Genomic DNA, 14,940 nt, shown 5'->3' with positions numbered 1-14,940 from the left:
GATATAATTTATGGTAAAAATTCTATAAGTTATAATTTTAATAATCAAGCTATGAAGGGAATCTACAGTAGGTCTTCTATCCCTGTTATTAGAGAGTCAGCGGCTGGTGAAAGCTGACACATATAGAAGAGTGAATTACGTCCCAGAGCTTTCTCTGTGAAAATAGAAGTAGCGGAGAACGGTCTAAACCGTTAATTTTTCGAGTTGGAGGATTTTTTTCCTCAAGCCGGGTGGTACCGCGCGTTATGCGTCCCTGCATTTTTTGCAGGGGCGCTTTTTTGTTTTATATTGAAGAATATGGAGGATAAAAAAATGGATTTATTACAAGATTTAGCATGGCGTGGCCTTGTCTACCAGCAAACAGATGAAGAAAGTCTTAAGAATTTGATCGGTAAGGAGAAAATCTCTCTTTATTGTGGAGTAGACCCAACAGCAGACAGCTTGCATATCGGTCATATGGTGCCGTTTTTAACACTCAGAAGATTTCAGCAGCATGGACATCGTCCCGTTGTTTTAGTTGGCGGTGCAACAGGGCTAATTGGTGACCCTAGTGGAAAAAGTGAAGAGCGAAAGCTGCAAACACTTGAAGCGGTACAAAAAAATGTCGAAGGGATTCAAAAGCAGTTAACAGCGATTTTTGACTTTGATGGTGAAAATGGTGCTGTCATGGTAAATAACTATGACTGGGCGGGATCAATGGATATTGTTACGTTCTTACGTGATATTGGTAAACATATTGGAGTCAATTATATGCTGGCAAAGGATACCATTGCTTCAAGACTTGAATCGGGTATTTCATTTACAGAGTTCACTTATACGATTCTGCAAGCAATGGATTTCAATCACCTTTACGAGAACTTCAATTGTAAAATGCAAGTGGGAGGAAGTGACCAATGGGGTAATATCACTTCCGGACTAGAACTAATTCGTAAAATGCAACCAGAAGGTGCTAAGGCATTTGGATTGACGATTCCCCTTGTTACAAAAGCGGATGGGACAAAATTCGGGAAGACAGAAGGTGGAGCCATTTGGCTTGATGCTAAGAAGACGACCCCTTATGAGTTCTACCAATTCTGGATTAACACTGCGGATGCAGATGTTGTTAAATACTTGAAGTACTTTACGTTCTTGTCCCACGAAGAAATCGAAGGTCTAGAAAAGTCTGTTCAAGAAGAACCTCATTTACGTCTAGCACAAAAGGCATTGGCTGAGGAAATGACTCGTCTTATTCATGGTGAAGACTCTCTGCAACAGGCGATTAAAATTACGGAAGCATTATTCAGTGGGGATGTTCGAAGCCTGTCTGCTTCAGAAATCGAGCAAGGGTTCAAAGATGTTCCTTCCTTTAATGCGGCTGAAACAGATGGAAACTTGGTTGACTTATTAGTTGCTGCGAAAATTTCTCCATCCAAGCGTCAGGCCAGAGAAGATATCACAAATGGTGCGATTACAGTGAACGGAGAACGAATTACAGATACATCCTATGTATTACAAGACACTGATCGAATTGAAGGTCAGTTTACGATCATTAGAAGAGGTAAAAAGAAATACTCGTTAATTAAATATTAATCACTAGCAAAACCGGTCTTATGAATATAATGGGACCGGTTTTTATTCATTTTAAAGAGTAAGTTGCATGATTGTGCCCGAAAAATTGGGGGGAGTGGAAATTCGGTCACAATGAGTACAGTAACAAAATAATAAAGTTGGTCAAAATATTTAAGAGTGTAACAACGAACAGAGGGACGACGTCTTATAGTATAAGAAGGACATTTGGTGGTGACTTTATGAAGTTTCTAGTCCATGCTTTTTTTATCATTCTCCTTTTACTCGTCACTTTATTTGGACTAGGTCCAGTTTTGTATGCTGATGGTGTGATACAAGAACGAATTTGGACAACAGCAGTAGTTGTCTTACTATATGCTTTACTTGGATTTTTATATTCAAGAGCGCTAAAGTGGATAAAAAGGAATTAAAAAAACCGTGCCACTGCTGGCACGGTTTTAAAGCTTGAAGTCGAATCAAGACCAGCATTGCCATGGCAACTAGAACAGGATAATTGATTCCTTACATAGTCATTTAAAAGTACTTGTGTTTCATTCATTAGTTTGTACCCTTTTTTTACTGATTCACTAAAGGGATCATTTTTATCCTTTAAGTCATCCATACTCGTTTTTATATAACTCAGTTTTTTTCATTGTTGCTTTCAGTTGATTAATTTTTTTTCTGTTTTTTTCTCCTCCACAGGCAAATATGAAAGAAAAGATAGCAATCATCATAAAAAGAATAGGTAGAAATTTTCTATAAGTCATCATTTTCCCTCCTTTACCATAGTACTTTTATTTTTTCATTTTTATAAGTTCAATAAAAATTCCTATTTTCCATGATAGTAATATTACTTTTTTCGTTATAGTGAAAATGAAAAGTAATAGTGGGGTGGATATATTTATGAAAACTAAATGGTATTTGTTTATAGTAACGATTATCGCGGTTACTGCAATTATATTTAGCGTTTTACAATTCCATCAAAAGGAGGAACCATTTGAGGTCGGCGTATTGATGATAGGAAAAAACCGAGACCAGAAATTTAATGGACTAAAAAAGGGGCTGGAAGAACTTGGTTTTGATAATAAGGAAATTACCTACATTGTAAAAAATGCCAATGATGATGAAGACAAAATGAAACGGCAGATTGTTGCTCTTCTTGATGATAATCCAGATATAATCGTGACACTCGGTGGAGTGGAGTCAACCTTATTAAAGGAAGAGATGAGTGAGGAGAATAAAAGGATACCGGTTGTTTTTGCTGGTGTTGCTGCACCGAAAGAACTTGGATTGATTGAAGATTACCGGTCGCCAGGGGGCCTTTTTACAGGTATTAATAATTACCATACAAGTATTTCAGGGAAAAGGCTTGAACTATTGACGAATTTAGTGCCTAGTATTCAATTGGTACACGTTATTTATGATAGCAAAATAGAAATCAGTCAGTTAAGTCTAAATGAAACAAAAGAGGCTGCAAAAAAATTGAATATTAGGATTCACCCATATGATGTGAGTAAGAATAGTAATGTAAATTTGCGAAATAGCATCAAGAAAGAAGAAGCACTCCTTATCCTTCCAAGCTTTCGAATTGAAGCACTGACAGATGAACTAGTTTCACTGGCTACCGATAAACAAATTCCCGCCATGGGTCTTTATGAGTTTGAGGCGGAAAAGGGTATGCTTGCAAGTTATGGGGCAAGTTTCTATTCTCAAGGATACCAGGCAGCGCGGTTTGTTAGTTTGATTATCAATGGTAATTCTCCGGCTGACTTGCCAGTAGAGCTGCCAGATAGCATCAGATTTGTGATTAACAAGGAAACAAAGGATGCAATAGATGTTTTATATAATCAAGACTTACTCTCAATCGCCGAGTATATCTATCCCGATCAAATTGCGAGAGGGGAAAAATAGTGAGAGCCTTGTTCAATTATTTCCAATCTCAAACGATTCACATTAAAGTTTTAGTTTTTGGAGTGGTGATGTCATCCATTCCCCTGTTATTAATTAGTTCTTGCTATTATTTTTATGTGAAATCTGATCTTGAAACAAGAATCTATGAAAAACAAAATCTCGTGCTAGAAAGTTTATCGCACGAGATCGAAGCAGATTTTACTCAGATTTTCCAAAGCAGTCATGTGTTAGCGTCACTTTTACAGGTGGATCAGGGAGAAAGTGCCTTTTATGAACTGCTTCAAAATGAGTCTATTGAAGAAGCAGTCGTAACAAATGAAAAAGGGTTTGTTGTGAAACGAGTTTCCCGTTATTCACTGAATCTCCCCGGTGAAAATGAACGTTGGTTCACGGATGATATGTGGTTTAAGTTGCAGACAGAAGACCAGGTTTTTGGGGAGGTTGAATTTAACCAATATGGTCAACCTGTTATGAAACTTGCTGTCCCGTTTTATGAGAATAATAGAAAGAAAGCGATTGGTGTGGTTGTCCAGTTACAGAAATTGATTGGAAAAATTTCATCTCTTCGACAGGACGATTCCTCGTATATTTATTTGCTTGATCGAAATGGTAGGATTATAGCACACCAAGATTACAGCAAGCTATGGCAAAAACAACCTCTAGTTCAAAATCAGAATGTGCTTGGAGTTAGGGCGAAAATCAACCAAATTAACTGGGAACTTGTCATGGAACAGCCGAAAGCAACCGCTTTTGAACCGATTAACAGTATGCTCCAAAACGGATTAGCAGCTGTAGCATTGGTAATATTGACAGTCAGCTTAATAAGTATTTCGGCCGGGCTTTATTTTACAAGGCCAATTGTCCAGATTGACCGTGAAATGAATAGGCTTAAACAAGGAAGGAATACACGCACCATTGACATTGACCGGAAAGACGAGCTTGGAAAACTTGTAATTACATTCAACAGTATGAGCAAGGAGTTGCTTGAAAAGTCTAAGTTACTCGAGCAGGAAAAAGAAAGATTAAATGTAGTCGTAAATGGGATTGGTTCTGGGCTTGCACTAGTGACAAAGGATTATTCGATTACTTGGATGAATCCAATATTAAAAAGCTGGTTGCAGGAGGATCGGTTGACTTTGCCTTGTTATGCCAGTATTGGCGGGGAGGATTCTCCTTGTCAGGATTGTCCAATAACCTGTTCAAATTTAACGGGTAACGTCGAAAAATTAATGAAGATAAAGGATTATCATAGCGCGGAACGTATCTTTAGGCATCGCGTATTTGAACTCAATCATGCCATCGAGGAACAAGGGGAATTTTTGGTCGTTCTTGAGGATATTACCGAACAAAAGCAAATGGAGGAAAGGATTGTCCAAACGGATAAGTTAAGTGCCTTAGGAATAATGGCTTCGAGCTTTGCTCATGAAGTGAACAATCCGCTGACAACCATTAATGTTTATGCAGAGGATATGATGGACCGTATTCAGATTGACGATGAAACATTAGATGCAGAAGAAATGGAATACTACCTTGGAAAAATAAAAGAGAATACGCAACGTTGTAAAAAGATAACAAGTAATCTCCTTAATTTCTCCCGGAAAGCAGACTGGACGAATGAGGTTATCAATATAAAGAAAACGATTGAAGACAGTGTCAGTCTGGTGGAATATCAATTACGGAAGAACAGGATTCAATTGGAGCTTGACGTTGAAAAGGGTTTACCACCTGTTATTGGCGATGGTTTAAAGCTTATGCAGGTACTGGTTAATCTGATTAACAATGCTGTGGGCGCAATGGAACTTGAGGGCAACCTTGTCATTTCCGCAACTTTGGTTGAACAAGAAATACTTATTAAGGTTATCGATAACGGCCACGGAATATCAGAGGATGTCATGGATAAGTTATTTGATCCTTTTTTTACGACGAAACCTGTAGGAAAAGGAACGGGACTCGGTTTATCGGTCTGCTATGGAATTATACAACAATTTGGCGGCAACATTGAGATTACAAGTACACTCGGTGAAGGAACAACCATAATCATTCGTCTTTTGGCTGCAATTGGAACGGAGGGATATCATGACGAAAATAAAGCTATTAGTTGTGGATGATGAAAAAGATTTGCTTGAACTCCTAGTAAGGCGTTTTAAGAGAAAAGAGTTCGTGGTTGATAGTGCAGGTAATGCTGAAGATGCACTCCAATTACTAAAAAAAAATGATTATGATGTTGCAATCTATGACATCCGTCTTCCTAAAATGGACGGAATTACCCTGTTAAAAGAATCGAAACGAATTCAACCTGAATGTGAAGTCCTCATTCTAACAGGACATGGCACAATTGATACGGCGATAGAAGCAATGAAGCTAGGAGCGATGGACTATATTACTAAGCCCTATAATCTTTCAGAGCTGGAGGTAATGATTGCCAAAGCATATGAAAATAAACGATTAAAAGAGAAAAATGACAGCATGAAAACTATTATTGCTCAGCATAATGAATTTACTCTGGTTGGCGACAGTCCCAATTTTAAAGAAGTGTTGAATATGACTAAAAGAATTGCCGATAGTGACGTACCTGTTTTGATTGAAGGAGAAAGTGGAACAGGTAAAGAGTTGATTGCTAAAGCCTTACACTTTTGGAGCACCCGTGCCGAGGAGCCATTTGTTCCGGTGAACTCCGGTGCCCTGCCGGAGCATTTGCTAGAAAGTGAGCTTTTTGGCCATGTCAGAGGTGCATTTACAGGCGCAAGCCAAGATAAAAAAGGCTTGGTGGAAGCGGCTAAAGGAGGAACGTTGTTTCTTGATGAGGTTGGTGAAATGCCGCTCTCCCTTCAAGTGAAATTGCTGCGGTTTCTTGAAACAGGCGAATTTCGAAGGGTTGGGGATGTAAGGGAGCGGCATATTGTTGTCCGCATCGTTGCAGCCACAAACCGCAACATGGAAAAGGAAGTAGCAGAAGGTCGTTTTCGTGAAGACCTTTATTATCGGTTAAATGTTGTCAAACTAATGATTCCGGCACTACAAGAGAGAAAATCAGATCTGCCCGCTTTGATTGATTACTTTATTAGTAAAACAAAAAATCCCGATAAGAAGCTTTCTGCTACTGCGCGAGCTGCGCTTGAACAGTATGGTTTTCCTGGAAACGTTAGGGAATTAGGTCATTTGATTGAGCGCGGTGTTCTTCTTTCAAAAGGCAACATGATTGAGAAGGAAGATTTGCTTTTGCCACTAGATAAAAAAGAACATAATGTGTTTGCTGAGGTTGCTGCCAATCAACTCTGTTCCCTTGAAGATATGGAGAAAGAACATATTGAAAATGCCTTAAAGCAGATGGAGTGGAATAAAACGAAAGCAGCCGAAATCCTTGGCATCAGTGTACGCAATCTATATCGAAAGATCGAGCACTTTCAGTTGAAGGAATAAAAGGAAGGTATGACAAAATGGCAAGAAAACTATTGCTGTGACAAAATGACATACATATTTTTAAAAGACCATGACAAAATGTCAAAATACAATGCGACCGAAGGGAAAAAATCATCCCCTTCAGGTCGTTTTTTTTTGTTCACAATAATGTCATGTTTATAAATCCATAAAATGCACAAGGGCTTGAGAGTTTTTTTTTTTGAAAAAATAATATTTTCTCCTCATTTCTAAAAAGTTGGCACGCAACTTGCATTAATAAAAATAGAGATTATTTACAAAAGGATGTGAAGATATGTTTTCCAATATAGGTATTCCTGGTTTGATTTTAATCCTTACACTAGCACTAATTATTTTTGGTCCCAAAAAGCTTCCTGAAATCGGGAAAGCTTTCGGGCAGACATTAAAAGAGTTTAAAAAATCAACAAGAGAGCTTACGAGTGATATCGCTGACGATGTTGAAATGGAATTAAAGGAAATAAAGAAAATCGAGAACTAGTAAATGAGGTGAGGAAATGGGGCTATTTTCAAATTGGGATTTGAAGCCTAGGGATTATGACAAAATAGTAGATCAAAAACTACCAAATGCAGAGAAGGTATTAAATGAATCACAGTACGATACAAAGCTAGGGTTAAACATGGCGCGGGATGCAAGAAAAGTCATCAATGGAAGTATGAAGATTGATGACTTTCACAAGGTGTATTCTTCTAGCCTAACGATGGAATTTGGCAGTTATTATGCTTCTGATACACCTGATACGAAGAAAACTAACAAGGGACCAAAGTGGGTAATGGTCATTGATTTGCAAAAATGTATTGGCTGCGATACGTGTACGGTTTCTTGTAAGGCAGAAAATCGGACACCGCCTGGGATATCCTATAATGTCGTGATGGAGTCGCTGGAAGGTGAATTTCCGAACATTAAAGCTATGAATTTACCAAGACCATGTATGCAATGTGATAAACCAGCATGTGCTCAGGTATGTCCTACAAGAGCAACCTATAAAATGGAGAATGGGATTGTTGTGATTGACAATGACCGCTGTATCGGCTGTCGTTACTGCATTGTCGCTTGTCCTTATGGAGCACGCTCCTTTGATTTTGGTGATAGCTATGAGCAAGAAATGACCGGTTACAATGATGTTACGAGCCCAGAATATGGTGTTGAGCGTGGTGAACGAAAAAAAGGAAAGACCCCAATTGGTACTGTACGTAAATGCAGCTTCTGTTTCCACCGCCTTCAAAGAGGCGAAGAACCAGCCTGCGTTGAAACCTGCATTGGTGATGCTCGTTTCTTTGGTGATATTAATGACCCAAATAGTGTTGTCTCCAAACTGGCAGCAAGTCCTAGAGCCTTCCGCCTAAAGGAAGAATTGGGAACACAACCAAGTGTTATATATTTAAGATAGGAGTTGATGAACGATGTCAAATCTAGCATTAAAATTGGAACACAAATCCACAAAATCTACGGATACCAAGGTTTTTAAAATCTGGATTTCAGCCCTTACTGTTGCCTTTTTGGCGGGGGGATACTTTATTGTAGAACGAATGATTACCGGCCTTTCTGCTACGAATTTATCAAGTATTACGCCATGGGGAGCATGGATAGCTTTTTATATTTTCTTTGTTGGTTTGAGTGCCGGTTCCTTCCTTTTATCTACACTCATCTATGTTTTTGGAATGGAAGAGTACGAGAGAATTGGTAAGGCAGCACTGTTTACAGCTATTGTCTGTATGATTGTAGCATTAACCTTTGTACTAATGGACTTAGGCCGTCCTGAGCGCTTAATGAACGCAATAATTTATTGGAATGTCACTTCACCGCTTGGATGGGAAGTTCACTTTTACCTTGTTTATATTGCTCTATTGATGGTTGAATTGTATATTGCGATGCGTGAGGACCTTGTTAGAGCTGCAAATACAAATACTCTAAAAGGATTTGTTGCAAGACTCTTAACATCCAAGAACTCCACTATTAATACATTAACCAAGAAACGTGATCATATGTGGATGAAGATTCTTGGAACAATTGGAATTCCAATTGCCATTTTGGGGGTCCATGGTGGAACTGGTACGATTTTTGCGATGGTAAAAGCAAGGCCGGCTTGGAATACAGCGATATTCCCGATTATCTTTGTTGTATCGGCCATGGTTTCAGGCACCGCCTTACTATTAGCGATGTATGTCATTAAAAGAAAAGTACAGAAAAAACCAATTGATCAAAAGATGATCATCAGCTTATCAAAATTAATGGCAGGATTTTTGATCATCGACCTTGGTCTTCAATTCTATGAATATCTGACCGGCTGGTACGGTTTAGAGATAGAGCATTTAGATACACTCGCGACGATGATGGCAAGTGATCTCTCCTGGTCTTTCTGGGGTGTTCAAATGTTTTTAGGTGCGGTTGTTCCGCTTACGATTGTATTTTGGAAAAAAACAAATCAAAATATCAATGCGCTGTTGGTTGCTGCAATTTTAATTGTTGTCGGCATTATCGGGGTCCGATTTAATATTGTTGTTCCCTCACTTATTGTACCTGTATTCCACGAGCTGCCATGGGGAGATTACTTTCCTACTGTAAAAGAATGGATGGTAAGTGTCGGTGTGGTGGCAATGGGGTTATTAATCTATTCAATTGGAGAACTATTGTTGCCAATTGAAGAAACATCTGAAGAGGTGAGCCATAATGGAAAATAAAGCAATGAATCGGCGCAGATTTTTAAAAGCACTTGGGAGCTTTGGAGCTGTTGCTCTTGTGGGACCCGCGTTTGTCGGACCGATTAAACAAGTTATGGGCGGAGTTTGGATTGATGAACCGCATGGGATAGGAACTGACTATCAGGATTATACCGCTGAAAATGTCATCTTCACTTCATGTCAGCAATGTAATACAACCTGTACAATCAAAGCTTATATCACCACAGGTGCTGCTGGAGGAGCATATTCATCAATTGTAAGGAAAATAGCTGGTAACCAGTACAGTCCAATGAATATGGTTCGATTCGGACATATAAACTACGACACTCCTGTAGCACAGGCTGTGAAAGGGACTGGTGATGTAGCAAAGCTTGGCCGTGGATTCCGTGGCGGTCGTACATGCTTAAAGGGGCAGGCAGGAATTCAGACTAACTATGATGCCTTCCGAATTCAAAAACCACTAAAGCGTGTTGGTGAGCGTGGAAGTGGTATCTGGAAAACTGTGAGCTGGGAAGAAGCTTATAAGGAAATTCTCGAAGGCAGTAAAGACCTTGGCACTCCAGGCTTGAAGGATATTTGGAAGTTTGCCCCTGAAGCCACAGTAATGGCTGATTGGAATCTTGTGAATGCAGGAGAGATGACAAAGGCTGAGTTTGACAGCAAATATAAGGATATTCTTATTGATACTAACCATCCTGATTTTGGGCCAAAAGCAAATCAGTTGGCAATTTTGGCTGGCCATCGCCGTGAATTTATTGAACGGCTTGCGCTTGGTAGTCTTGGAACTGCAAACTACTATGATCACGGTGGTTATTGCGGCGTGATGAGTGTAGTAGGTAACGCGAGATCACATGATGCAGCGAAGCCAAAGCAGCGAATGATTCCGGATTTTGATAACGCTGAAATGGTTATCATTTGGGGTACCAATCCTATGGTTGCCAATCGTGGACCAACTACTTTTGCTCCACAAATCACCAATGCCATTGAGCGCGGCATGAAGATGGTTGTGGTTGATCCAAGATTTAGTAAAACAGCAGAGAAGGCACATTTATGGATTCCAATTAAGCCAGGTGGTGACGGAGCACTTGCGATGGCCATGTGCCGCTGGATTATCGAAAATAATCGCTTTGATGAAATCTACCTCAGGAATCCCAATCAGGGCGCTGCAAATGCAGATGGAGAAACCACTTGGAGTGATGCCTCCTTCTTAGTAAATGTTAGTGACAAAAAGCGGCCGTTTATACTTTCGAAGGATCTTGGAATCGGAGACGAAGAATTGGTTGTCATAGAAAACGGAAAACCAACCGTTCACACGCAAGCAGTAAATGGTGAACTAGATGTAGATACGACTATCCATGGCATAAAAGTAAAATCAGTTTTTAAAGTTTTTAAAGATAAAGTGATGGAAAAAACAATGGAGCAATACTCACAATTATGTGATGTTTCTGTTGAACAGATTATCCAGCTTGCCCGTGAATTCACTTCTCACGGCAAGAAAGTGGGCATTCATTCTTACCGAGGCCCAGCCATGCACTCAAATGGCTACTATAATGTCCGTGCAATCAATATGTTGAACCATCTTGTTGGAAATCACGACTGGAAGGGTGGAGACACGGTATTAGAGGCTAAGTTCAAAACAACAGAGGGCCGCTATGACCTTAAAACTGTACCAAATGCAAATATGGCTTGGGGAATACCAATCACTCGTCATAAAATTGCTTACGAAAAAACATCTTTGTTTGCTAAAGACGGTTATCCAGCCAAACGTCCATGGTACCCACTTGGCAATCGGCTAATTGGTGACGTTCTGCCAAGCGCAGCTGAAGGATACCCTTACAAACTAAGAGGACTCATTATCAATAGGACTTCGCCAGTTATGGCTGGACCACGTTCAGACATTCAAGCAAAATTTATTCGTGACCCGAAGGTTGTTGAACTTGTAGTTTCTTCTGATGTCATGATAGGAGAAACCACTAAATATGCCGATTTCGTTCTTCCAGACCTTGCTTATTTAGAAAGTTGGAATACGGATGAAATCTTCCCAATACTAAAGTATAAGTTTGCTGGTGTGATTCAACCTGTTACTAGAGTAGTACCAGAAGCACGTCCAACAGAACAAGTATATATCGATTTATTAAAAAGAATGGGACTTCCAGGAGTGGGAGAAAAAGCATTTGAAGATGGAACTGCTTTAAACATTCCGGAGGACTATTATTTAAAACGTATAGCCAACATTGCTTATGATGGTAAAAAGCCAGTGCAGGATGCTAATTCAGAAGAAATATCTATTTTTGAAAAAGCAAGGAAGAATGCTTTAGGGAAGTATTTTGAAATACAAACACTTGAAAATGCTGTAAAACCGGACGAATGGAAAAAGGTTGTCTATATTTTAAATCGTGGCGGCCGATTTGAGCCTGTTGGAGATGAATACATCGGCAACAAGCTAAAATATCAGTGGGCGAAGCAAGTCCATTTCTATGATGAAAAGGCAGCTGGCTTTAAGAGTGCTTATACTGGTGACTTCTTTGAAGGTGTTCCGATTGCAGATGAGATTAAAACCTATGACGGTAAAATCTATGAACCAACAAAACCTCTTCAATTTATTAACTGGAAATCCAGAAATATGGCTACACATCGAACAGAAGGAAACGTCTGGCTCCGTGAGATTAAGCCAGAGAATTATGTCTGGATTAATCCTGTTGATGCCAAGATAAAAGGGATTCAAACCAATGATGAAATTTACATTGCATCGAGTAGTGCAAAGGTTAAAGGAAGAGCATTGGTTACTCCGGGAATCAAGCCGGGTGTTGTTGGAGCAAACTTCAGTTTCGGACATTATGCATATGGGTCACAAACTATAACGGTTGATGGAAAGAAAATGGAGCCAGCCGAAAAATATGGACACACTCCATTCGAATTTAACAAGCCACTCCACGAAGAATCAGGATATGCCAAACCTAGGGGAGGCGGATTCTCAGTTAATGCGCTGACAGATAAAGATGATAGTTATTTTGAAGGATACCTTGCTGATCTCTTAGTAGGTGGACCGGCACAGCAGGATGTATTTGTGGATATTGAGAAGGCTTAAGTTTTGCAGTAGTACACTACAAAAGGTTGAAGGTGAAGACCATGATGGAAGAACGATATGGAAAACTCTCAATGTTAAATATAATGACAAACATCTGGCTTGGAGAGTGGGATAAATATGAAGAGATTATGGAGGAGATTCCTCAGGCAGTGAAAGCAGAGTTGCCATTTCATTCTTCATATAACCGGGAGGAAGTTTCGTTATGGTATGATAATCACTTTTTTATACCAGGAGATCATTTTATCTCCCCTTACTTCTCTTCCTATACACAAGAAATCGAAGATGAAGAAACTCGAAAAATGAATTTATTATGCCTTATTAATCTTTATGAAAAAACCGGATTCTTGTATCCGCTTGAAATTGATCGGTTTCCTGATCATATCGGGTGCTTAACAGCCTTTTTAAGTTCTGTACTGAAGGAGCAAGTTACTGCAAATCAAGAAGATGATTTTGTGTATTTGCAACAGCTGGAAGAACTAGAAAATAAATTTTTAATACAGTATATTCAACCCTTAATCAATACATTTTTAAAACAAGCCAATAAGAAGGTTAGTCACTCATTTTTTAAGGAGTTTCTAAAATTTTATGCAGATATAATGATTGCAATTTATTAAAAAAGATAACAACCACCAATACCTGTTATCCACAGTAGAAAATTGTCGATAAAAGTAAGTAAAGAGTGAGGAGAAAGATTTTAACAAGTGAACTGACCTATTAAAATGAGACAACGAAAAAGCACCAATTATGCTGCCTGTTCCCTAAACTCAATAGGGGACAGGTAGATCTTATAGCCATGAAGGGTAATTATTTATTTTTGGGACAATTGAAGAACCGACTTGAACCTCTTGAGCCACAGGATTATTGGGGGGCAGATAAAAAAATTAATATTGGTGTTAAACAAGCAGAGCAGGCAGAGTTATTTATTAGGAGAAATCCAGAAGAATTTTGTGATCGATTCAACATAAAAATGGAGGAACTTGAGAGCCTGAATTTTAGACCTTTCGTCTTGGTAAGTTGTTTTTATGGTTCGGGGAAAATTATTCCAGATATCCCCGTTACAGATGCCAGTGCACTATTCCGTTTTTTTGATGATGGCGAACTTAAAGTTCATCCAGGCGATGGTGAACCATATACACGTAAAATAAGAACTGCTGGAGATGTTTTGCCTGCAGAATTAGAACATTTTTTATTTAATCCGTATTTCTTAGAACCAGATGTGTATGGAATTCACGGGCTATTAATGCTTTTTTTTTCCTCGGGTTTGTCCTCGACTTGTTTATTAACTATTTCAGTTCATTTAAAATAAAACTCACAAAATGTTGATTTACAGAGGTTTTTTATTACAGATTTTCTTCTATTATTTATGAAAATGAATGGGCGGCATGATGTAACTATTCGAATTGATTTTTGACCGCATTTTGACCGCGAATCATGTAACCTAAAAAAGCCTTTTAATCAGGCTTGCTTAGGTACTATATTGTTTCGATTTTCTTCATAATATATATAAATTAAAGAACGTAAAAAAGTATGGCCTTAAAGGCGCTCGTCGTGCACCTCAGTTCTCAAAACGTTAATTATTGGCGTTTCAAAGGCTCGCAACCGATATGGTTGGGGGTCTTTTTTTGCTCTAAAAATAGCTTTTGACTACGAAATGCTTCTTAAAGTGGTCAATATTCTATTCACACCTTCAACGTAAAAATAGGCTGTTAAATTAGTGGCAACAACCTAAAAAAATCATAATTTGATGAAGAGAGTACTCGTGGTACTTTAAAGTTTGATTTACACCAAACTGACATAATTACCTTCGTTTCCACTCTCTATTCAGGTGCATCCTGTTGAATAAATACAAAGGGGAGGAAAAAATGCATAATTTTCAAAATGATTTACAAATGTTGGGGATGGATAATTACCAGGTTGGTCAGCTAATTCCTATAGATTATCAGAGCCAAGATGCGCTTCAGTTTGGTGATATGCGTCGTTGTGGAGGCTGTGGTCGTTGCGGAGGCTTTGGTCGTTGCGGTGGCTTCGGACGTTGTGGCGGTTTTGGTTTTGGTTGTGGCGGTTTCCGTTGTGGCGGCTGTGGCGGCTGTGGCGGATGTGGTGGCTGCTTCGGTTTTGGCTGTTTCGGTTTCGGTTTGGGTTTTGGCTGTTTTGGCTTCGGTTTTATTTAGTCGTTTTGGAATCTCAGAAAAAAATACGTTATTTTATGAAAAGGAAGTGCCCCCTGCATGGATATGTGCCGCAGGAGGCACTTCTTTTTTGGGGGTAATATCAGAATT

At 39.1% G+C, this 14,940-nt stretch carries 15 protein-coding genes and 1 other annotated feature; of the genes, 13 read left to right on the top strand and 2 right to left on the bottom strand.

Features of this window, described 5'->3' with window-relative positions; translation table 11 throughout:
• Positions 1–42 precede the first annotated feature (42 nt).
• Positions 43–258, top strand: a binding site (T-box leader).
• Positions 259–312: 54 nt separating this feature from the next.
• Together tyrS and TR08_RS32270 are read left to right on the top strand one after the other, a co-directional pair.
• On the top strand, positions 313–1,569 hold the full coding sequence (gene tyrS / locus TR08_RS27400; protein WP_045523690.1) for a tyrosine--tRNA ligase: 1,257 nt from the start codon (positions 313–315) through the stop codon (positions 1,567–1,569).
• Between the two features lie 218 nt (positions 1,570–1,787).
• The gene (locus TR08_RS32270; protein ID WP_152597540.1) at positions 1,788–1,976 is read left to right on the top strand and encodes a DUF6954 family protein; all 189 of its coding nucleotides are present in this window, start codon (positions 1,788–1,790) and stop codon (positions 1,974–1,976) included.
• On the opposite strand, the gene TR08_RS33745 is transcribed toward TR08_RS32270, so the two are convergent.
• Positions 1,973–2,104, bottom strand: coding sequence for a hypothetical protein (locus tag TR08_RS33745; protein ID WP_274521061.1), 132 nt, complete (start codon positions 2,102–2,104; stop codon positions 1,973–1,975). The two genes, TR08_RS32270 and TR08_RS33745, sit on opposite strands and share 4 nt — an antisense overlap.
• A gap of 55 nt (positions 2,105–2,159) precedes the next feature.
• The gene (locus TR08_RS32880; RefSeq protein WP_193747863.1) at positions 2,160–2,312 is read right to left on the bottom strand and encodes a hypothetical protein; all 153 of its coding nucleotides are present in this window, start codon (positions 2,310–2,312) and stop codon (positions 2,160–2,162) included.
• Between the two features lie 136 nt (positions 2,313–2,448).
• Between TR08_RS32880 and TR08_RS27390 the strand changes: the two genes are divergently transcribed.
• The 11 genes from TR08_RS27390 (at position 2,449) to TR08_RS27345 (ending at position 14,832) form a co-directional block, all read left to right on the top strand.
• Positions 2,449–3,456 (top strand): ABC transporter substrate-binding protein, encoded by a 1,008-nt coding sequence (locus TR08_RS27390; protein WP_045523687.1) that lies wholly within the window; start codon positions 2,449–2,451, stop codon positions 3,454–3,456.
• Complete coding sequence (locus tag TR08_RS27385; RefSeq protein ID WP_238579261.1) at positions 3,456–5,564, top strand: PAS domain-containing sensor histidine kinase; 2,109 nt, start codon at positions 3,456–3,458, stop codon at positions 5,562–5,564. Before TR08_RS27390 ends, TR08_RS27385 begins: the two co-directional genes overlap by 1 nt.
• Complete coding sequence (locus TR08_RS27380; protein ID WP_193747862.1) at positions 5,533–6,876, top strand: sigma-54-dependent transcriptional regulator; 1,344 nt, start codon at positions 5,533–5,535, stop codon at positions 6,874–6,876. Before TR08_RS27385 ends, TR08_RS27380 begins: the two co-directional genes overlap by 32 nt.
• A gap of 292 nt (positions 6,877–7,168) precedes the next feature.
• A complete protein-coding gene (tatA, locus tag TR08_RS27375) occupies positions 7,169–7,372 on the top strand; it encodes a twin-arginine translocase TatA/TatE family subunit (RefSeq protein WP_045523684.1) in 204 nt (67 codons plus the stop codon).
• A 16-nt stretch (positions 7,373–7,388) separates the two neighbouring features.
• Positions 7,389–8,282: a 4Fe-4S dicluster domain-containing protein gene (locus TR08_RS27370; RefSeq protein WP_045523682.1), complete on the top strand. Its 894-nt coding sequence runs from the start codon at positions 7,389–7,391 to the stop codon at positions 8,280–8,282.
• A gap of 13 nt (positions 8,283–8,295) precedes the next feature.
• A complete protein-coding gene (nrfD, locus tag TR08_RS27365) occupies positions 8,296–9,573 on the top strand; it encodes an NrfD/PsrC family molybdoenzyme membrane anchor subunit (protein ID WP_052427651.1) in 1,278 nt (425 codons plus the stop codon).
• On the top strand, positions 9,563–12,661 hold the full coding sequence (locus TR08_RS27360; protein ID WP_045523680.1) for a molybdopterin-dependent oxidoreductase: 3,099 nt from the start codon (positions 9,563–9,565) through the stop codon (positions 12,659–12,661). The genes nrfD and TR08_RS27360 overlap by 11 nt, the downstream gene beginning before the upstream one ends.
• Before the next feature lie 44 nt (positions 12,662–12,705).
• On the top strand, positions 12,706–13,275 hold the full coding sequence (locus TR08_RS27355; protein ID WP_238579260.1) for a molecular chaperone TorD family protein: 570 nt from the start codon (positions 12,706–12,708) through the stop codon (positions 13,273–13,275).
• A gap of 179 nt (positions 13,276–13,454) precedes the next feature.
• On the top strand, positions 13,455–13,967 hold the full coding sequence (locus TR08_RS27350) for a hypothetical protein (RefSeq protein WP_045523676.1): 513 nt from the start codon (positions 13,455–13,457) through the stop codon (positions 13,965–13,967).
• A 193-nt stretch (positions 13,968–14,160) separates the two neighbouring features.
• Complete coding sequence (locus TR08_RS34135; RefSeq protein ID WP_370576427.1) at positions 14,161–14,235, top strand: hypothetical protein; 75 nt, start codon at positions 14,161–14,163, stop codon at positions 14,233–14,235.
• A 261-nt stretch (positions 14,236–14,496) separates the two neighbouring features.
• Positions 14,497–14,832 (top strand): heterocycloanthracin/sonorensin family bacteriocin, encoded by a 336-nt coding sequence (locus tag TR08_RS27345; RefSeq protein ID WP_193747861.1) that lies wholly within the window; start codon positions 14,497–14,499, stop codon positions 14,830–14,832.
• Positions 14,833–14,940: the final 108 nt, after the last annotated feature.

The organism is Neobacillus niacini (genome assembly GCF_000759675.1).
GTDB lineage: Bacteria > Bacillota > Bacilli > Bacillales > Cytobacillaceae > Neobacillus > Neobacillus niacini_A.
Note: the sequence above shows the minus strand (reverse complement) of the source record. Positions and strands in the feature narration are given on the sequence as shown.